The organism is Diplocloster hominis (assembly GCF_032380655.1).
Lineage (GTDB): Bacteria > Bacillota > Clostridia > Lachnospirales > Lachnospiraceae > Diplocloster > Diplocloster hominis.
Genome location: NZ_JAWDIY010000025.1, coordinates 42,525 through 62,403, shown reverse-complemented (window position 1 = coordinate 62,403; position 19,879 = coordinate 42,525). Strand labels below are relative to the sequence as shown.

Below are 19,879 nucleotides of genomic sequence, written 5' to 3'. Positions count from 1 at the left end.
GATCAAAGGAGGATGCGGTATGAAAAAGCGATGTCTGGCAATTGTGGTAAGTGTGGCGTTAGGCTTGTTGATGCTTGCAGGATGTGGTTCGAAGTCCAGTTCTTCAGCGCAAAATGAGTTTGCTAATGCAAAGTCTTCTGCGGCTTACGATGCTGCTGCACCGGCCGAGGGGGCGGGAGAGGCGGCGGAAATGCCGGCGGCTGAGCCGGAAGAGGGGCAGGCTTCGGAGGTAACTGAGAGTGCGGCCGAAAGCAGAAAACTGATTAAAACCGTATATCTGGATATGGAGACCCGGAATTTTGATGAAATGATCGCCAATATTTCGAAAAAGGTTGAGGAACTGGGAGGATATCTGGAGCATTCGCAGGTGCAGGGAAACGGTTATGACCAGGAAAACGGCAGGCGTTATGCCAGCATGGTGGCCCGCGTCCCGGTAGCTAAGCTGGACGGCTTTGTAGAGCAGGTATCCGGGATGGGGAATGTCATAAATAAGCAGGAATCCGTCGAGGATGTGACATTGTCATATGTGGATATTGAGAGCAGGATCAATGCGCTGAAAGTCGAGCAGCAGCGCCTGACTGAGCTGCTCGCCCAGGCGGAGAGCGTGGATGCGATCATCGCGCTGGAGAGCAGGCTGTCGGAAGTTCGCTACGAGCTGGAGTCTTATGAATCCCAGCTCCGTACATATGATAATCAAGTGGATTACAGCACAGTCACCATGAATATCCAGGAGGTTGAGCGGATCACGCAGACGAAGCAGGATACGGTGCTGGAGCGGATCAGCAGCGGCCTGTCGGATAATTTCTATGATCTGGGCCAGGGGCTTTTGAATTTCTTCATTTGGTTAGTGATATCACTGCCCTATATATTACTGTTGGCAGCGATCGGACTGATCGTTTGGCTTGTGCTGCATATTTCAACCCGCAGACATAGGAAAAAAATGGAAGCCCGCAGAGTGAGCATGCAGCATCAGCAGCCTGTGCATCCACAGAGCCAGGTGCGGGGAGGAAGGCAGCCGGTTCCGCCGCAGGGAGCAGGAGCACCCCAGCCGCAGCCGGCACCCCAGCAGGGAGCAGGAGCACCCCAGCCGCAGCCGGCACCGCCGCTGAAACAAAACTCTGATATCACACCGGACGCGGAGATTCCAAATAAAACAGTTAAAGAGAAGGAAAATGAAGGAAAATGAAGGAGAATAATGGAGAATCAAAATTATAAATCCGGGTTTGTAACATTGATCGGGCGGCCCAATGTAGGTAAATCAACCTTAATGAATCAGCTGATCGGTCAGAAGATCGCGATCACATCCAAGAAGCCCCAGACTACCAGGAACAGAATCCAGACGGTATATACCAGCGAAAGAGGGCAGATCGTATTCGTAGATACCCCAGGCATCCACAAAGCAAAGAACAAACTGGGCGATTACATGGTTCGTGTAGCGGAGCGGACCTTTGACGAAGTTGACGTGATACTCTGGCTGGTAGAACCCACCACATTTATCGGAGCAGGGGAACAGCACATTGCCCGCCAGCTGGCAGGCGTGAGCGCTCCGGTGATTCTGGTGATCAATAAGACGGACTCGGTGAAAAAAGAAGAGATATTAAAAGCCATAGATGCGTACCGGAAGCTTCTGGATTTTGCGGAAATTGTTCCGGCCAGCGCGTTAAAAGGGGATAACACCGATACCATCATTGATGTGATCTACCAATATCTGCCGTATGGTCCCCAGTTTTTTGACGAAGACACCATCACGGACCAGCCCATGCGGCAGATCGTGGCAGAACTGATCCGGGAAAAAGCCCTCAACAGCCTGGACGAGGAGATCCCTCATGGTATCGCCGTGTCCATAGAAAAGATGAAGGACCGGGGCAGGAATCTGGTAGATATCGAGGCGACCATTATCTGCGAGCGGGATTCCCATAAGGGGATCATTATCGGAAAAAGCGGAGTGATGTTAAAAAAAATCGGGAGTGCAGCCCGCTATGAGATAGAGAAGATGCTGGAAAAGAAAGTAAATCTGCAGCTCTGGGTAAAGGTCAAAAAAGACTGGCGGGACAGTGATTTCCTGATCAAAAATTTCGGCTATGAAAATAAATAGAAATAAATAGAGTCCGCTTGCAAAAATCCCCGCAGACGGCAGGCCGCGCAAGTGACATATTACACAGATTGTCAAGGGTTTTTTCAAAAAAATAACTGGTAGTTTTATTCAGTATATCCTGACGCATTTCGGAGAATCTAAAAGTATACAGGAACTTACTATATACAAAAGGGGGATTCGATATGCGTTGCGAGGAAGGCTGGAATCGGTTCAAAAATACCGGAAGTATCTATGATTATCTGCTGTATAAGGCAATAGAGCTCCCGCAGGAGACCACAAATACGGCCATGGCAAACACGGCTATGGCAAACTCCGCGAGGTCAGATACAGCAGCAGGAAATACGGCGGGAAGCCGGGCAGGTGACGGCAGTTATGAGACAGCCAATAACTATGACAGGTATGGTACTGTCAGCGTTCCCTATGGGGGAATTTGATAAACGACTCGTAATACTTACAAAGGAAAGAGGAAAGATTACTGCATTTGCAAAAGGCGCCAGGAGACAGAATAGCGTCCTGCTGGCAGCGACCAATCCTTTTTCTTTTGGCATGTTTACATTTTTTGAGGGAAGAACCGCATATACTTTAACACAGGCGCAGATCAGCAATTATTTTACCGAACTCTCCCAAGATCTTGAGGGCGCCTGCTATGGGTTTTATTTTATGGAATTCGCAGATTATTATACACGGGAAAATAACGATGAGGTGCAGATGTTAAAACTGCTGTATCAGTCCCTTCGGGCCCTTCTAAACGAACATATTCCAAACAGGCTGGTTCGGTACATATTTGAAATCAAAGCCATGGTCGTAAACGGAGAGTTCCCCGGAATCCGGGAGGATCTGGCCCTAAGTGAAGCAGCCCTATACACGATTCAGTTCATCCAGGCCTCCCCGGTAGAAAAGCTATATACCTTTACCGTATCGGACCAGGTGTTAAACGAACTGGCGAAAATGATGAAACGCTACCTTTCCATGTATATAGACCGAACATTCAAATCCCTCAAAATTCTGGAACAGTGCACAGACTACTACAATCCTTCCTAGAATACCAGTCCGCAGAGATCCGGAGAGGCCAGTAACCCAGTAGCAGCCAGCACAACAACATCCGCATCATATGGCAAGAACTATGGCATTCTGAATGAAACCTGGAACCCGGCCTGTTATAAAGCAGGGAGGAGATGGAAGCGGCGGGGGGCTGGGGGAGCGGTGGAAAATCCCGCGGGGCCAAATCGCTTGAGGCAGGGCCTTAGAACGAGTTACGCAGAAGAGGACGAAACCTCGCAGGACCCGGGGCACTGTTTGAGCCGTATTGTGGCGAGTTTGCCCCGGGTCCTGCTAATCGGAGGTTTCGCCCTCTTTGGAGTTACTCGTTCTTAGGCCCGGCCGAATCGATTTGGCCCCGCGGGATTTTCCGCCGCTCCCCCAGCCCCCCGCCGCTTCCATCTCCTCCCGTCCCCCTAGAAACATCCGCGCATCTATCTGGGAATAATTATTTGTTGAAATTAAAGGGGATAGAGGGTATAATAGACGGGAGTTATCGCTGCGCGTCCCCGCGGGCGAAGAGTTTCGCTAAAGAAACTCTATTTTTAAAGAAAGCGGATTACTAGGAGGAATGGACATGAGAAAATGGTGTTTGGCACTGGCCATCCTGATGACCTGTGTTTTTACTGCCGGATGCTCTGCAAAATTATCGGACCTTAATGAGGATACTGTTTACATACAGAAGAAGGGTCAGATCACCGGAGTGATTGTGGAGGACTTTACAAAACAATACTACGACGCAGAGGAACTGCAGAATATGCTGAACCAGGAGATAACCGATTATAATACGGAAAACGGTGAAGAGTGTGTGACCCTGCAAAGCTACGAGGTCAAGGACGGAATCGTGAGGGTTCTGATTGATTATGCTGACGCAGACTGCTATGGGAAATTTAACGGAGTGGACTTCTTTGCCGGCCTGTATCCCGGGATCGAAGAATTTGAGCTGCCGGATACGATGATTAACGTGAAGAACGACAGCAGCGTGTCCATGATGGAGGTTCAGAGCGAGGCGGAAGAAAAAGGATACCATGCGGCTGTCGTATCAGAAAAGACGGATGTAAAAGTGGCATCCAGAATACTCTATATCAGTGAAAATATGGAACTGGTTGATAAAACCACAGCGAGAGTTGTGACTGACAAGACGGATGAGAATAAAGATACAAAAGATTTAGCTTTTATTATTTATAAATAAGAGGAGATAGTGCAGAGATGGAAAAGACAATGGAAAAAATCGTAGCCCTGGCAAAAGCGAGAGGATTTGTATATCCGGGGTCAGAGATCTATGGAGGCCTGGCGAATACCTGGGATTATGGGAATCTGGGCGTGGAGCTGAAGAATAATGTGAAAAAGGCCTGGTGGCAGAAATTCATCCAGGAAAATCCCTATAATGTAGGTGTGGACTGTGCGATCCTGATGAATCCTCAGACCTGGGTGGCATCCGGGCATCTGGGAGGCTTTTCCGATCCGCTTATGGATTGCAAAGAGTGTCATGAGCGTTTCCGCGCGGATAAGATTATTGAGGATTACAACCAGGAGAATGGCATTGAGATCGAGGGCGCTGTAGATGCCTGGTCCCAGACACAGATGAAGGAATACATCGAGGAGCATAACATCGCCTGCCCCAGCTGCGGAAAGCATAATTTTACAGATATCCGACAGTTCAACCTGATGTTCAAGACTTTCCAGGGGGTTACCGAGGATGCCAAGAATACGGTTTACCTGCGTCCGGAGACTGCACAGGGAATATTCGTAAACTTTAAGAATGTACAGAGGACTTCCAGGAAGAAGATCCCGTTTGGCATCGGCCAGATCGGAAAATCCTTCCGTAACGAGATTACACCCGGTAACTTTACCTTCCGGACCAGGGAATTCGAACAGATGGAGCTGGAATTTTTCTGTGAGCCGGATACGGATCTGGAATGGTTCGCCTACTGGAAACAGTTCTGCATAGACTGGCTGAAAGCCCTTGGCATGAAGGAAGAAGAGATGCGGGTGCGGGATCACGACAAAGAAGAGTTGTCCTTCTACAGCAAAGCGACCACCGATATCGAGTTCTTATTCCCCTTCGGATGGGGCGAACTGTGGGGGATCGCGGACCGTACTGATTATGATCTAACCCAGCACCAGAACACCTCCGGCGAAGATATGTCCTATTTTGACGATGAAAAGAAAGCCAAATATGTACCCTATGTCATTGAACCTTCCCTGGGAGCGGACCGTGTGGTATTGGCCTTCCTGTGCGGGGCCTACGATGAAGAGGAACTGGAAGGCGGAGATATGCGTACCGTCCTGCATTTCCACCCGGCACTGGCTCCGGTCAAGATCGGCGTACTTCCTCTGTCCAAGAAACTGGGCGAGGGCGCGGAAAAGATATACCAGGAACTGAGCAAATACTATACCTGTGAATACGATGACCGTGGGAATATCGGCAAGCGTTACCGCCGTCAGGATGAGATCGGCACTCCGTTCTGCATCACCTACGATTTCGATTCCGAGACCGACGGTGCAGTAACGGTCCGTGACCGCGATACCATGGCTCAGGAACGGATCCAAATCGAAGACTTAAAACAATACTTTGAGGAAAAACTCAGATTCTAAACAAAAGGGGACATGTCCAATTCAGTTTGGGACATGTCCATTTCGGTCTGGGACATGTCCAAACCGTCTTTGTCCAAATGGTTTGGTTTTAAATCGTCTGCCGGTATCGCTCATTCAATCCTGTTACGATAGGTTTATGAAGCTGTGATTGGGAACCCGCGTGCGAAAGACGGTTTGGGTTATGTCCGTGAACGGTCTGTTTTCATATTATAATGAAATCTGTAATTAATTCATCCAATACTTAACTACCAAATCATACTTATGTTTTTCTCCCGGTAAATTTGCAGAGCAGTATATTTTAAAACTCTGACTTATAAAAGGAGATGATGCGTATGGCTCGAACCGCACGGCCTGTCAGCAGAACAGGGATTTATCATGTGATGATGCGGGGAGTTAATAAGGAAGCAGTCTTTTCAGAAGATTCTGACAAAAAAGTTTTAAGGCAGTTATTATATGCCAAAAAAAGTAAGCTGGGAGTAGTGATCTACAGCTATTGTATTTTGAATAATCATTTCCATATGCTGATACAATGCCCAATGGATGAGCTCTCGGAATTTTTCCATCTCGCAGTCGGCGCTTACGCTGTTTATTACAATAAAACAAAAGGCAGATCCGGTCATGTCTTTGATAACCGGTACAAAAGCGAGTGTGTGGAAGAGGAAAACTATTTCTGGAATTGTCTGCGTTATATCCATAATAATCCCTGCAAAGCCGGTTTGTCGGATTTCCCACATCAATATTTCTATAGCAGCTTTCAAGAATATCTGAATCAAAAGTCTTATATTATACATCCCAAAGCGATACAATTATACAGGCAGCGTTTTTTGTCTGAGAAAGAATTTGGTGAGTTTCATCATTCTAATAGTTTGGATAGTTTTTTAGATACGCAAGAAGATATGTTTCAGCAGCAGACAGAAATAGGATATATTTTATTGCGGAATGTGACGGAGGAAGAAAAGATACCTGCCGGTGAAAATATCTGGATGAACAGCAAGGTAAAAAGAATTCTTCGAGAAAGAATGATCGAAACATTAGGAATCTCGAAAGACAAAGCAAATGTATTGATGAAAAGGATTATATTCGATGAATTTTGTTAAGAATCAGAATGAATAATTAAATGTAGAACTGTCTGAATAGCACGGTTTAGGTTACTAAATTTACTTGCCGGGAATTACAGTATTACAGTATGTAATAGTTTGGATGAACGAAATAGAACCCGAAAAACCGAAATGGACATGTCCCAGACCGAAATGGACATGTCCCAAACTGAAATGGACATGTCCCCAATACGTCCTGCAAAAAATGCAGGCCTGTCCGAAAAAAGTTATTGAATTCTGAAATTATTATGTTACAATGAATATGTGCGCTTATTGAACAGGTGCATAATACTGCCAATATAGAACTTTTTTCAGTTCTATACAAATATACAATATTTTAGGAGGAATTAAGAAAATGGCAAAATGGGTTTATTTATTCAAAGAAGGTAATGCCGACATGAGAAACCTTCTTGGTGGAAAAGGTGCCAACTTAGCTGAGATGACAAATCTCGGTCTGCCGATTCCGCAGGGTTTCACTGTAACGACAGAAGCTTGTACGGAATACTATAACAGCGGCAAGAAGATTACAGACGAGATTCAGAATCAGATCTTTGAGTCCCTTGCATGGCTGGAAGAGCATCAGGGTAAGAAATTCGGTGACACGGAAGATCCGTTACTGGTTTCTGTACGTTCCGGTGCGCGTGCGTCCATGCCTGGTATGATGGATACGATCCTGAACCTGGGCTTAAATGATGTGGCGGTAGAAGGCTTCGCTAAGAAAACCGGCAATGCCAGATTTGCATACGACTCTTACAGAAGGTTTATTCAGATGTTCTCCGACGTAGTTATGGAGATTCCCAAGTCTCATTTCGAGAGAATCTTAGATCAGGAAAAAGAGAAGAAAGGTGCGAAATTCGATACCGATCTGACCGCTGATGATCTGAAAGAAATCATCAATCTGTTCAAGAATATTTACAAAGATGCCATGGGAGAGGAATTCCCTCAGGACCCCAAGGTTCAGTTGATGGAAGCTGTAAAAGCTGTGTTCCGTTCCTGGGACAACCCTCGTGCCATTGTATACAGAAGAATGAATGACATCCCTGGTGACTGGGGAACCGCTGTCAACGTACAGTGCATGGTATTCGGTAACATGGGTAACACCTCCGGTACCGGTGTTGCATTTACCCGTAACCCTTCCACCGGAGCCAGAGGTATCTACGGTGAATACCTGATCAACGCTCAGGGTGAAGACGTAGTTGCCGGTGTTCGTACTCCCCAGCCGATTACCAAGCTGGAGCAGGATATGCCTGAGTGCTACGAGCAGTTCATGGCGATCGCGAACAAACTGGAAGACCACTACAGAGATATGCAGGACATGGAATTTACCATCCAGGAAGGAAAATTATACTTCCTGCAGACCCGTAACGGTAAGAGAACCGCTCCGGCTGCTATCCAGATCGCCTGCGACCTGGTAGACGAAGGGAAAATTACCCCGGAAGAAGCAGTTATCAGAATTGAAGCAAAATCCCTGGATCAGTTGCTGCATCCGACCTTCGATAAAGACGCGTTAAAGGCTGGAAAAGTAATCGGTTCCGCTCTGCCGGCATCTCCTGGCGCTGCAGCAGGTAAAGTATACTTCACCGCTGATGAGGCAAAGGCTGCCCATGAGAAAGGGGAAAGAGTTATCCTGGTTCGTCTGGAGACCTCTCCGGAAGATATCGAGGGTATGCACGCAGCAGAAGGTATCCTGACCGTCCGCGGTGGTATGACCTCTCATGCAGCTGTTGTTGCCCGTGGTATGGGTACCGCTTGTGTATCCGGATGCGGCGAGATCAGTATCAATGAAGAAGCCAAAGTATTCGAATTAGGCGGCGAGACCATCCATGAGGGAGATTACATTTCCTTAGACGGTTCCACCGGAAATATCTACTTAGGCGATATCAAGACCGTAGAAGCTTCCGTAGGCGGAAACTTCGCCAGAATAATGGAGTGGGCTGACCAGTTCAGAACACTGAAGGTTCGTACCAACGCAGATACCCCTGCAGATACCCTGAACGCTGTAAAATTAGGTGCGGAAGGTATCGGCCTTTGCCGTACTGAGCATATGTTCTTTGAGCCGGAAAGAATTCCGAAGATCCGTAAGATGATCCTTTCCGACAGTGTAGAAGCCAGAGAAGAAGCTCTGAATGAGCTGATTCCTTTCCAGAAAGGTGACTTCAAGGCTATGTATGAAGCACTGGAAGGACGGCCGATGACCGTTCGTTACCTGGATCCTCCGCTTCATGAGTTCGTTCCCACCTCTGCCGAGGATATCGCAGCCCTGGCAGCAGATATGGGCCTGACTCCTGAGCAGGTTAAGGCAAAATGCGACGAACTGCATGAGTTCAACCCGATGATGGGCCACAGAGGCTGCCGTCTGGCTGTTACTTATCCGGAAATCGCTAAGATGCAGACCAGAGCCGTAATGGAAGCTGCCATCGAAGTGAAGGCAGAAAAAGGTTATGATATCATTCCTGAAATCATGATCCCTCTGGTAGGCGAGAAGAAAGAGTTAAAATTCGTCAAAGACGTTGTTGTAGAGACAGCAGAAGCTGTTAAGAAGGAAAAAGGTTCCGATATCGAGTACCACATCGGTACCATGATCGAGATCCCCAGAGCCGCTCTGTTAGCGGATGAGATCGCTGAGGAAGCAGAATTCTTCTCCTTCGGAACCAATGACTTAACCCAGATGACCTTCGGCTTCTCCCGTGATGACGCCGGCAAGTTCCTGGATGCTTACTACAAGGCTAAGATCTACGAATCCGATCCTTTCGCAAGACTGGACCAGTCAGGTGTCGGCAAGCTTGTGAAGATGGCGGCTGAAAAAGGACGCGCGACCCGTCCGGAACTGAAGCTGGGAATCTGCGGCGAGCACGGCGGAGATCCTTCTTCCGTAGAGTTCTGCCACAAGATTGGCCTGAACTATGTATCCTGCTCACCTTTCCGTGTACCGATCGCAAGATTGGCAGCGGCGCAGGCAGCACTGAATAATAAATAAGAATAAAAGTCAGAGATAGGGTTCCGGCTGCCAGGCCGGGGCCCTTTTTAAAGTCCGTCTCCTTAACCAAATGGTAATTACAGGAGGATAAGAGCATATCAATATGAAATACGAATACATAAATTCAGCCAAATACAGCTTGGCCACTATAAAAAAAGCATTTGAAAATGAGAGCCGGAGCGATTTTTTCCGGATATGTAAAATTTTGAAATTTACAATACATCCATATCCGGGTCCGCAGAAAAATAAGAAAAAAATAGAGGAACTGGATCGTTGGCTTCAGGATAAACTGACAGATGACGAAAGCAGGATCTGGGATCGGATTCTGCAGGAATCTGGCTATATCAACAGGTTATACAGCGATTTATACACAGATGAAGAATATGCGGAGGCGAATGCGATAGATGGGTCAAGGGAACTTTCCGCTTACCTGCTGTTTGTGGAATATTACCTGAGTTCCCTTTTGAATTCAGAGATGGGAAGAAACGACTTGAATTATCAGCTTGGGATTCAGAGTGATTTAGGAGCGATACCGGATGTTAATGAACGTCTGTTATATTATGGAGAGCTGTTTGATAATGTCTGTATTGAAATCAAAAACGCGTTAGAATATATCGCGGTCTACAAAGGCCACAACCAGATCTGTGATAAAATTGACTCGAAAGATATTCTCAGGGCAAAAGGGCATTTATTATCGGTCATGAAGAAAAAATTAATAGATCAGATCGTAGAAAGCTGGCAATTTGGCGATCCGCATTTCACCATGGTTCAGGAGGTGTTCCAATGTGAAAATGATATTTGGGGCAGGATAATCCGGACATATTGGGAGATGAGAGAGCGCAGCACTTATATTACAAGTATGCTGGCATACGAGCAATATCCGATCGGCCCCAAAAAGGAAGAGCTGTCGGAATTCGACAGGACGAATTTTATTTTACAGAGGCAGTTGTACGCGGATTTATCCGACTGCTGTTGTGAGATCGTGGGCAGAGAGGGAGAACATATAACCGTAAATATACAGGATTTGATCAGGGCCTATGCCCGTTTAAAAACGATATGCAAAAATCATTTAAAAACCAGAAAAATAGAAAATTTAAATGGGGATATGCCAAAAGTCTGTGTGCAGATAAAAAAGAGAGAGTTGATGCAGGATTTTGCAGAGCTGGGGTTAGATGACCCGGAGGGTGTGTTAAGGTTATTGACTTATGGAAAAGCAAAAGATCTGATGGATGCGCCGCTGATTGCCAGTGGTAAATATTATTACATGGTTCCCAGTCTGGTTGCCGAGTTACAGATATCGGAAGTAATCTTATCTATGGCAAATGGATTCTATTTCCGGGGAAAAGCGTTGGAACACCGGCTGTTCCGTTTGTTAAAAGAAGAAAATATCACATGCGGGAAAATAAAAAGACATGAGAGTTCGGATACATACGAATGTGACAGTGTATTTGTTCTGGAAGACTGTCTGTTCATAGTGGAAGCGAAAGCATGGGGGTTTCCGTCGAATATTACACAGTATTATCACATGAATAAGAAAATAATAGAGGCCGGCAGACAGATTAACCGTTTGTATGAATACATCCGCCTTCATTTACCGGAGGTATTGGGTGAACTGGGATTGGGAGAAGATTATCAAATTAGTCATATCTATAGAATTATTCTGAGCAATTTTCAACGAGCGGATGAACAAGAATTAGAAAACACATTTTTATGTGACTACAATAGTTTCCGGGGCATTCTAAAGGGGATTCCCAGCGGTGTTCTGATCAAAGAGCCCCGGAATAAAAAACTAATAAAGATACCAATCGATCCAAACAGAAATTCTAAAATCACGGCAGAAACGTTGGTCCATTATTTACAACGGAATGAATTATTGGAGTTGACCCAAAATATATTATACGAAAAAGAGTACTGTGAGCCGCTCCATAACCTGTGTATAAAGAAAAAATATCTGGAGCGGAAGCTTCCGTTAGCTATGGTATGGCCGCAGCCTATCTCTTCGGCCGGATCAGAATACGGAAGAGAAGATACAAGATAAGACATGCGGACAACCCGAAACCGATCCAGGACAGCCACGGGATGCCCAGAGGGGCAGGCCGTATATTGGTCAGGCACAAGACACAGGCTCCCAGGACCAGCGCAGCCACGAGAATACTAAGCGTCAGATAGCCTGTGGAATTGCGGAAGACCCTCTGCATTTCCAGGGAATCGGTGAGTTCCAGATTGATTTTCGTCTGCCCGTTTTTGGTGATATTCAGCAGATCGGACAGCTGTGCGGGAATCTCCAGGGATTTTCCCATGGACAGGTAGAGCTGCCTTGCATTGCGCCCCAGCTCTTTTTTCAGATCCAGATCCTGAAAGAGAAGGGAGGACATATGGGTTGAGAGGATCTGGAACATATTCACATCCGGGGAACAGGCGCAGAGCAGTCCTTCCATGGTAATGATACTGCGGCCCAGCAGTGTAATATCCGAGGGCATCCCGATCCTGTGGGCCTTCACCAGGTCCAGCAGGCTTTCGATCAGCCGTCCCAGATCCATACTGCCCAGATCCATGGTCAGATACCGGCTGACGATATCGTCGATATCTGTATAAAGCCTGGTGTGGTTGATCCGTTCTTTCGGCTCCCCGAGACTGAGCAGTACATTTTTCAGTTCGTAGATGTCATTTTTTAAAACAGCCAGAATCGCCCGCTTAAACAGCTGTTTATGATTTTCGGAAAGCTGTCCCATCATTCCCAGATCCAGCCATGCGATCTGCCCGCCGTCCACACGCAGATTACCCGGATGGGGGTCCGCGTGGAAAAATCCGTCTTCTAAAATCTGTTTACAATAATTTTCCGCGGTTTTTTCACCAATCTCCCGCATGTCATATCCCAGCCCGGAAAGTTCCGGTATCTGGTCGATCTGTACACCGTCGATATAGCTCATGACCAGCAGGTGCGGGGTCGTCAGCTCATGATTCACCTGCGGACAGGTCACATAGACGATCTCATTCTGGTTCTCCCGGAACCGGTCACAGTTCGAAGCCTCCTTGAGAAAGTCCATCTCTTCCTGGGAGGTTTTCCAAAGTTCATCGATCACCATCCGAAAATCGATCAAATCTCCGGTTCCGATGGTAAATTTCAGCAGGGTGACGGCTTTTCGCATCAGAGCGATATCATTTGCCATGATTTCCCGGATATGTGGACGCTGGACTTTTACCACCACCCGCTCCCCTGATTTTAAGGCGGCGGGGTGCACCTGCGCGATAGAGGCGGAACCAAGCGGCTTTGGGTCGATGGCGGTAAATACCTCCGATACCGGGCAGCCGAGCTCTGTTTCGATGATTCCCCGGATGGTCTCGTAGGGCAGGGGGCGGACCTCTGTGCGAAGCCTGGTCAGCTCCCGGCAGTAGGCTTCCGGGAGGATGTCAGAGCGCATAGACATAATCTGGCCCAGCTTCACATAGGTGGGACCCAGATCTTCTAAGATCTCCCGCAGCTTTACAGGCTGTAATCCGCGGGTGATATGATGTTTTTTTAAAACCCCCAGGATTTCCGTCAGACGGTTTCCGGAAGGCCGCTCGTGTAATGCTGCAGTATCCGACATAGGCAAACTTTTCTCCATACTTCATATCTTTAGCTTAGTATAACACACTCTTGAGAAAAGTCTGTCCGTTCTGCGCAGATTTATAAAAATTTAAGATATCTGAAGCTCAAATGTGAGATAAAGAAAAAATACAAAAACAAAACGAGGACTGGGAACAGGATTCTTGACGGGATATGCTGGAAAGTCTATAATAGAGAAAATCTGTTGCCGGCGGAATAATATTTGACACTGGCAGAGAATGAAACGGAAGAGTTTGTAGATAAGGAGGAGGGAAAATGCTTGGAGTGTATTTCAGCGGGAAAAGCGGTGCCGGGCGGTAACTGTACCATGTGTTACCGCTGTGTCAATCACTGTCCGAACCAGGCACTCACGATATTGGGTGAGGATATCATCGAGCAAAGTATTATTGATAATTATATCTGATCCATTTCATGCGGGTTGGCAGTTAGAATATCAGAAAGTGATACAACAGCCGGGGCTAAGATGCGGTCTCCCACACCTGCTCCACCTGATAGCCGGCCTGCTTCACTAATTGTATCAGAACATCATTTTCAACCGGTTCCTTTAGATAGACGGTGGCCAGATTTTCCTGAAAATTAACGGCTGCGCTGAAACTGCCCGCGCGGTCAAATGCGCATTCCAGCCGCCTTGCGCAGCTTTCGCACCGCATTCCTGAGACAAGCAGCTTTTTGCAGATTAAGGGCCCGGCTGCCGCAGGGGCCGCTTTTTTCGTTTTAATGGCAAAGAGTAAGATAAAAATATGTATGGCCCACACGCAGGTCAGAATAATTCGTCCCACAGGCACGCGGCTCATCATCAGAAATCCAAACGCCATGGTCAGGGTTACTGTGATCATAATACGGATTTTGGCCTTTACGGTCATACCCTGGCCCCGGACAAAGCTCTCCAGATTGTTCTTATAGAGTTTTGTCCCGACGAACCAGCGGTGGAGCCTGGGCGAACTTTTGGCAAAGCAGAACGCGGACAGGAGCAGAAACGGGAAGGCCGGCAGCAGCGGCAGCGCAGCGCCCAGGGCCCCCAGAACGAATCCGATACATCCCAACGTGATATAGAAAATTTTCTTCATGGCTGTCTCTCCAATCTTTTTTTCTTTTTTTTCGTTTCCAGGACATGACATAATGCCGTAAAGGGGTGTTCTGTCTCATTCCATTTTCAATATGACACATCAGCTCATCCTCCCGTTTTCCACGGAATATACTGTATCCACGATCCGCATGGTGGAACGGCGGTGGGATACCAGAACTATGGTTTTACCGGAACGCTCCTCCCCCAGCGACTTTAGAATCACCGCTTCACTTAAGCTGTCCAGATTACTGGTGGGTTCATCCAGCAGCAGAAATGGGGCATCATGAAGGAAGGCGCGGGCCAGTCCGATCCGCTGGCGTTCCCCACCGGAAAGGCTGTTACCCAGTTCTCCGACCGGGGTGTCATACCCTTTTGGAAGATTCTGGATAAACTCGTGCACGGAGGCTTTCCGGCAGGCTTCTTCCAGCTCCTGCTGTGTGGCGTTTGGTTTGGCGATGCGCAGGTTGTTGGCGATGCTGTCGTGAAACAGATGGGTTTCCTGAGTCACGAAGCTCTCCAGATCCCTCAGGTTCGGTGTGTTGATACGGTCAATTTCGCGTCCGGACAGTTTTACTGTTCCATTCTCGGCATTCCAGAAACGCATGAGCAGCTTTAAGAGAGTGGATTTGCCGCTTCCGCTTTTTCCGGTAATGCCAATGACCGAATGCTCAGGAATTTTCAGCGAGACGTCTGACAGAATGGTTTCCTCCCCGTAAGAAAAGGATACATGCTCGGCGGAAGCGCCGGAAAATGTGACTTCGGGTTCTTCGGCTACTTCTTCCACTGCCGGGGTCTCGTCGAGAATATCCAATACGCGGTCACCGGCGGCAAATGTATTCTGCAAGGTACTGCCCAGATTGGCCAGAGCGGTCACCGGGCCAAAGGAACTCATCAGGGCGATCACCGGGATCAGTACACCGTCAAAACCAGTCTGTCCCTTCTGATAGAGCAGGGCGGAGAGGAAAAGCATAGCCATGTCAAACAGCAGGATTACCGTATTCGTACAGCCCATATTCCGGCCGGCGATTCGTTTCATACGAGCTTCATCACCGGAGAGCTGGTCGGTTTTGCGGCTGATCTCATCCAGGCGGCGGTCTCCCATAGCATACTGGATCGTTTCCGGAAGTCCACGCAGGCTGTCCAGCACGAAGCTGCTCAGTTCACCAGAGCGGGTGCGGAACCGCATCCCGTCATCCCGGCTGACCTTCGAGATAAGTACCGGGATCACGGCGCCTACCGTGATATAGGCGGCTGCCGCCAGACAGCCCAGAACCCAATGGTAGCTGCCGATATAGATACACATCACAACAGACATCAAAACGGCAATCACGATAGGGGAGATCGTATGTGCATAAAATACTTCTAAAAGTTCGATGTCCGAGGTGATCACCGATATCAGGTTCCCTTTGTCCCGTCCTTCGAGCTTCGCGGGACAAAGACGCCGCAATGCCTGAAATACCTTATCCCGGATCAGTGCCAGCAGTTTAAATGCAATAAAATGATTGCAGGACTGCTCCCCGTAGCGCAGAACTCCTCGAAGTACGGCGAATATACCGGCACAGACAAATGCCATACCCATAGCAATCGGAACTTGGAATCGCAGCAGGTCCAAAACCGCGTATCCTCCCAATATCGTGATAAAGGCAGCGCAAAGATGTCCCGCAAGCCCCATCAGGACTGCCAGCAGCATAAATCCCGCCAGTGGCTTAACCAGCCCGGTCAATCGTCTGCAGATTATAAGATTACTCCGCTTTTTCATTTTCAACCTCCTGCTTCACATAATGTTCCAGTGCCTGCTGTGTCTCCCAAAGCTTTGCGTATACTCCTCCGGCCGCCAGCAGTTTTTCATGGCTTCCATGTTCCGCTACATTTCCGGCGTCCAGTACGTAGATTGTGTCAGCTCCCACCACATTTGCCAGCCGGTGGGAGATCAGCAGGACCGTTTTGGTGCCGGCCAGTGCATGGATCTGATCCATAATATGGTTTTCGCTCTCCACATCGATATTGGAAGTGGCCTCGTCAAAGATATAGACAGGACTGTCATGGAGCAGCGCTCTGGCCAGTGCCAGCCGCTGGCATTGGCCCCCGGACAGGTTCGCTCCTTTTTCCATGAGCGGTGTATCCAGTCCCTGCTCTTCCCGAAGAAAATCCGCCAGCTTCATCTGTCCGAGTACCTGCCACATTTCCTCATCCGACGCGCCGGGTTTTCCCATCAGCAGATTTTCCCGCACGGTTCCCTTAAACAGATAGCTGTTGTGGCTGATATATGTGACATTTTTCATCAGACTTTCTTCCGCGATGTCCCGCAATTCCACACCGCCCATAGTGACGGAACCGGAATATTTTTTGTTTCTGCCCATCAGGATCGAGGCGGCTGTAGACTTCCCGCAGCCGCTTTCTCCCACCAGAGCGGAAAGGCTTCCCTGTGAGAAATGGAAATCTGCTCCATGCAGAATTTCCCGTTCTTCCCCGTAAGAATAGCTTAACTCCGAACATATAATGTCACAGCGGTTGGGAAGAACAGATGTTCCCTGTTCCGGCTCCGGCAGATCCAGCAGATGGAAGATTTTATCACTGGCAGCCATCCCGTTCATGGCAATGTGAAAGAAACTACCCAACTGCCGCATGGGGATAAAGAAATCCGCGGATAACAGAATAATGGCAAGACAGCCGGCCAGCGATACGTTTCCGGCCCGGTATTGGGTGACTGCCATAATCATCCCCAGTGCAGCACCTCCATAGGCGATCAGATCCATAATCGTGATGGAATTCAATTGCATGGTAAGGACTTTCATGGTAATTTTTCGGAAATGTTCCGCTTCCCGGTTCATTTCATTGTTTTTGAATTCATCTGCCTGGTAGATTTTCAATGTGGTAAGCCCCTGCAGATTTTCCAGGAATGTGTCCCCGAGGGTGGTGTATTGGACCCAATATTTTGCCAGCAGCTTTTTCGCGAAGGTCTGGACAGCTGCGATAGAGACCGGAATCAGAGGGACACAGATTAACAGTACGGCGGCAGCCGGAAGATTCACAAAGCTCAGCACAAAAAACAGGGTCAGCGGAGCCAGCATACTGTAGAAGAACTGCGGCAGATAAGACCCAAAATAAGTCTCCAGCTGATCCACACCCTCTACAGAGACCTGCACCACCTCGGAGGTGCTGACCTGTTCCCGGTAAGAGGCGCCTAACCGGAGCAGTTTACGATAGATCAGTTCCCGGAGCGTTTTTTTAACCGCCCTGGAAGACAGATATCCCATCCTGGCGGCAGCGGCGGTGCAGACGAATCGTATCAGTACAGCGGCGGCAATGATAACGGCAACCAGCATAAAAGACTGTGGTATTACCGTATTCAGGTACAGACCCTGCAGCAGGTTTGTGATCGCGAAGATCATTACAACGTTGGCCAGCAGACTAAACCACTGCACCAGAACATTTCCGGTTATGTATTTTTGACTGTCATCGACGATTCCAATCAGCCGTTTGTTAATCATCATATTGGTTCCCTCTCTTTAAGCTGAATTTCCATAATATGGTTAGATAATGCTAACCATAAGACTTAAAAAATACGCCGTACCAGCGTCTTTTTCCGATATGAATTTTACCACAATTTCATAAAATATGATTTGAAAATTTGTAGCATAAAAGCTACAAACTCCGGGAAAAAAGGAATTATTAACATATAGATAGGAACCTGTATCCGTGCTTGTAAAAAAAGTTGCATATGTGCTACAAAAATATTATTAATTATTTGATTATAGGATCAAGCGCAGAGTCTGCATCCTCCTGTGGGAGCCTCAAATATCAAAGCTAAAGGGAGAAGCGGCAAGTGATTGCAGAATTTTAAAATAAAATTGTAAATATGGCCACGCTTTCCGGCATATGTACCGGTCCGATGGAGACGGACATTTTCAGGCAGACACTACCATGCAGGACCCGTCCCACATCATTGCCAATATTAACGAAATGCAGTACTTCTGCCGGAATATGCCAGAAATCACCGTTCCGCTCCGCATCACAATAATGCTCCCCGTCATAATATTTCAAATTGCCGATCTTCGCCGACTTTTTCAGGCCATCAGCTGCAGAGAAATGCGTAACCGTGAGCGCTTTCAGCCTGATCACCCCCATATTCTTTTGTACCGTCAGGCCGCAGGGATGTTCAAACCCTTCATTAGCCATGGAGATATTATCATGGTTTTTCACATGTTCCCGGTAAAGAATAAACGGGAGGGAATAACAGCCATCCCGCAGGCTGTGGCACAGTACGGCACCGTCAAAACTCTTACGGTTTCTAAGGACATGCTTGACCCGATAGCGTTCTTCCGTCCCCCGGATGACTTCAAAGATCTCATCCGAACAGTACAGGGATAGGACCCTGGCATCCGCCTGGGCAGCCTGGGGTGCCACGCCCTCATAGATCAGGTGGTTCATGGCGATATCCATGCGTTCCGCATATTTTTTAGCAGCAGCCGATCCGGCCGGGGTCAAGGCGGGATGCCTTACATTGCTGCGGTCCAGCAAGCCTTCTTTTTCCAAGGCGATCATGGCCCGGCTGACCGCATATTTCTCCTCCACCAGCGTCTTAGACAGATTGGTAACTGTGCAGTTCTCCTGAGACATTTCCAGGAAACAGGTCAATATTCGCAGCTTTAATACTTCAATTTGATTTGGCATAGTATTACCTTTCAAAGATAAGAAACCGTAAAAACAACGGTCCACCAACGGCAGAGAACATCCGAAACACACCGTACACCATAAAATAAAATGAAATGAAATGAAAAACCATACACCAGAAACGCCCTGCACCCAGCCGGACATACTAAGTCCGGCCGGTGCAGGGTGTTTCTGATATAAACATTACTTATCCATAGTAAACCTGGCTTAATCGAATGTTCTTTGAGCCACAGTATACCGAAAAACCAGCAAAGCGTACCGGAAAACTAAGCGTCGGCACTTTCATCATCAGAGTTTACGCTATTATCCGCTTCATTGTGGTCAGGTTCGCTGCTGGATGTCTCATCCCCGGTGTCCCCGGCACTCTCATCCTGCGTGTCTGCCGCTGCCTGTGCGGCCCGTTTTTCGGCTTCTTCCTTTTCCAAAGCGGCCAGTTTCTCCCTGAGCACGTCCCGTTCTTCCTTAGGCATGTGATCCACTGCGGACATAACATCCTTATATTCCTTGATTATATTCACAGTCACATGATCATTCATTTTTTCTTTAGCGGAGCGCTTCAATTCCTCATTCAACACGCGTCCCTGTTCTACGGTGATCTCACCTTTTTTCACCAGCGTATCCACCAGATCCTTGGCAGCATCTGCGGTTGTGGCGATGGCGCCTACTCCTGCCAAAAATACTTTCTTCAATCCTTCACTGATATCCATCTACATTCATTCCTTTC

Annotated in this window: 16 protein-coding genes; 10 read left to right on the top strand and 6 right to left on the bottom strand. The window is 47.8% G+C overall.

Annotated elements, in window-relative coordinates; all coding sequences use genetic code 11:
- Positions 1-19: 19 nt before the first annotated feature.
- The 9 genes from ABC831_RS19550 (at position 20) to ABC831_RS19510 (ending at position 11,843) form a co-directional block, all read left to right on the top strand.
- Positions 20-1,186, top strand: coding sequence for a DUF4349 domain-containing protein (locus ABC831_RS19550; RefSeq protein ID WP_343249750.1), 1,167 nt, complete (start codon positions 20-22; stop codon positions 1,184-1,186).
- A 9-nt stretch (positions 1,187-1,195) separates the two neighbouring features.
- Positions 1,196-2,095, top strand: coding sequence for a GTPase Era (gene era, locus ABC831_RS19545; protein ID WP_343249749.1), 900 nt, complete (start codon positions 1,196-1,198; stop codon positions 2,093-2,095).
- Positions 2,096-2,277: 182 nt separating this feature from the next.
- The gene (locus tag ABC831_RS19540) at positions 2,278-2,529 is read left to right on the top strand and encodes a YqzL family protein (RefSeq protein WP_343249748.1); all 252 of its coding nucleotides are present in this window, start codon (positions 2,278-2,280) and stop codon (positions 2,527-2,529) included.
- The gene (recO, locus tag ABC831_RS19535; RefSeq protein ID WP_343249747.1) at positions 2,468-3,136 is read left to right on the top strand and encodes a DNA repair protein RecO; all 669 of its coding nucleotides are present in this window, start codon (positions 2,468-2,470) and stop codon (positions 3,134-3,136) included. Before ABC831_RS19540 ends, recO begins: the two co-directional genes overlap by 62 nt.
- Positions 3,137-3,710: 574 nt before the next feature.
- Entirely contained in the window at positions 3,711-4,325 is a 615-nt protein-coding gene (locus ABC831_RS19530) for a hypothetical protein (RefSeq protein WP_343249746.1), read from the top strand.
- Between the two features lie 17 nt (positions 4,326-4,342).
- Positions 4,343-5,731 (top strand): glycine--tRNA ligase, encoded by a 1,389-nt coding sequence (locus tag ABC831_RS19525; RefSeq protein WP_343249745.1) that lies wholly within the window; start codon positions 4,343-4,345, stop codon positions 5,729-5,731.
- Positions 5,732-6,063: 332 nt separating this feature from the next.
- Entirely contained in the window at positions 6,064-6,828 is a 765-nt protein-coding gene (locus ABC831_RS19520) for a transposase (RefSeq protein ID WP_343249744.1), read from the top strand.
- 355 nt (positions 6,829-7,183) lie between these two features.
- Positions 7,184-9,805, top strand: a complete 2,622-nt coding sequence (ppdK, locus tag ABC831_RS19515) for a pyruvate, phosphate dikinase (RefSeq protein ID WP_343249743.1) — start codon at positions 7,184-7,186, stop codon at positions 9,803-9,805.
- Positions 9,806-10,010: 205 nt separating this feature from the next.
- Entirely contained in the window at positions 10,011-11,843 is a 1,833-nt protein-coding gene (locus tag ABC831_RS19510; RefSeq protein ID WP_343249742.1) for a hypothetical protein, read from the top strand.
- On the opposite strand, the gene ABC831_RS19505 is transcribed toward ABC831_RS19510, so the two are convergent.
- Positions 11,797-13,395 carry an ABC1 kinase family protein gene (locus ABC831_RS19505; protein WP_343249741.1) on the bottom strand — a complete coding sequence of 533 codons (1,599 nt, stop codon included), beginning with the start codon at positions 13,393-13,395 and terminating at the stop codon, positions 11,797-11,799. The two genes, ABC831_RS19510 and ABC831_RS19505, sit on opposite strands and share 47 nt — an antisense overlap.
- Before the next feature lie 279 nt (positions 13,396-13,674).
- Between ABC831_RS19505 and ABC831_RS19500 the strand changes: the two genes are divergently transcribed.
- The gene (locus ABC831_RS19500) at positions 13,675-13,818 is read left to right on the top strand and encodes a 4Fe-4S binding protein (RefSeq protein ID WP_343249740.1); all 144 of its coding nucleotides are present in this window, start codon (positions 13,675-13,677) and stop codon (positions 13,816-13,818) included.
- Between the two features lie 55 nt (positions 13,819-13,873).
- Here ABC831_RS19500 and ABC831_RS19495 read toward each other — a convergent pair whose 3' ends face one another.
- From ABC831_RS19495 to ABC831_RS19475, 5 genes are all read right to left on the bottom strand, one after another.
- Positions 13,874-14,482, bottom strand: a complete 609-nt coding sequence (locus tag ABC831_RS19495) for a DUF454 family protein (protein ID WP_343249739.1) — start codon at positions 14,480-14,482, stop codon at positions 13,874-13,876.
- A 99-nt stretch (positions 14,483-14,581) separates the two neighbouring features.
- A complete protein-coding gene (locus ABC831_RS19490) occupies positions 14,582-16,240 on the bottom strand; it encodes an amino acid ABC transporter ATP-binding/permease protein (protein WP_343249738.1) in 1,659 nt (552 codons plus the stop codon).
- The gene (locus ABC831_RS19485) at positions 16,224-17,972 is read right to left on the bottom strand and encodes an ABC transporter ATP-binding protein/permease (protein ID WP_343249765.1); all 1,749 of its coding nucleotides are present in this window, start codon (positions 17,970-17,972) and stop codon (positions 16,224-16,226) included. The genes ABC831_RS19490 and ABC831_RS19485 overlap by 17 nt, the downstream gene beginning before the upstream one ends.
- A gap of 349 nt (positions 17,973-18,321) precedes the next feature.
- The gene (locus ABC831_RS19480) at positions 18,322-19,155 is read right to left on the bottom strand and encodes a hypothetical protein (RefSeq protein WP_343249737.1); all 834 of its coding nucleotides are present in this window, start codon (positions 19,153-19,155) and stop codon (positions 18,322-18,324) included.
- A 266-nt stretch (positions 19,156-19,421) separates the two neighbouring features.
- Complete coding sequence (locus tag ABC831_RS19475) at positions 19,422-19,862, bottom strand: phasin family protein (protein WP_343249735.1); 441 nt, start codon at positions 19,860-19,862, stop codon at positions 19,422-19,424.
- Between the last annotated feature and the right edge of the window lie 17 nt (positions 19,863-19,879).

What these genes read in the sequence shown, in the direction of transcription:
- era (WP_343249749.1), top strand. Translation starts at nt 1,196, where the DNA reads ATGGAGAATCAAAATTATAAATCCGGGTTTGTAACATTGATCGGGCGG.
- ABC831_RS19475 (WP_343249735.1), bottom strand. Translation starts at nt 19,862, where the DNA reads ATGGATATCAGTGAAGGATTGAAGAAAGTATTTTTGGCAGGAGTAGGC.
- ppdK (WP_343249743.1), top strand. Translation starts at nt 7,184, where the DNA reads ATGGCAAAATGGGTTTATTTATTCAAAGAAGGTAATGCCGACATGAGA.
- ABC831_RS19490 (WP_343249738.1), bottom strand. Translation starts at nt 16,240, where the DNA reads ATGAAAAAGCGGAGTAATCTTATAATCTGCAGACGATTGACCGGGCTG.
- ABC831_RS19550 (WP_343249750.1), top strand. Translation starts at nt 20, where the DNA reads ATGAAAAAGCGATGTCTGGCAATTGTGGTAAGTGTGGCGTTAGGCTTG.
- ABC831_RS19525 (WP_343249745.1), top strand. Translation starts at nt 4,343, where the DNA reads ATGGAAAAGACAATGGAAAAAATCGTAGCCCTGGCAAAAGCGAGAGGA.
- recO (WP_343249747.1), top strand. Translation starts at nt 2,468, where the DNA reads ATGAGACAGCCAATAACTATGACAGGTATGGTACTGTCAGCGTTCCCT.
- ABC831_RS19495 (WP_343249739.1), bottom strand. Translation starts at nt 14,482, where the DNA reads ATGAAGAAAATTTTCTATATCACGTTGGGATGTATCGGATTCGTTCTG.
- ABC831_RS19480 (WP_343249737.1), bottom strand. Translation starts at nt 19,155, where the DNA reads ATGCCAAATCAAATTGAAGTATTAAAGCTGCGAATATTGACCTGTTTC.
- ABC831_RS19530 (WP_343249746.1), top strand. Translation starts at nt 3,711, where the DNA reads ATGAGAAAATGGTGTTTGGCACTGGCCATCCTGATGACCTGTGTTTTT.
- ABC831_RS19520 (WP_343249744.1), top strand. Translation starts at nt 6,064, where the DNA reads ATGGCTCGAACCGCACGGCCTGTCAGCAGAACAGGGATTTATCATGTG.
- ABC831_RS19505 (WP_343249741.1), bottom strand. Translation starts at nt 13,395, where the DNA reads ATGTCGGATACTGCAGCATTACACGAGCGGCCTTCCGGAAACCGTCTG.
- ABC831_RS19540 (WP_343249748.1), top strand. Translation starts at nt 2,278, where the DNA reads ATGCGTTGCGAGGAAGGCTGGAATCGGTTCAAAAATACCGGAAGTATC.
- ABC831_RS19485 (WP_343249765.1), bottom strand. Translation starts at nt 17,972, where the DNA reads ATGATTAACAAACGGCTGATTGGAATCGTCGATGACAGTCAAAAATAC.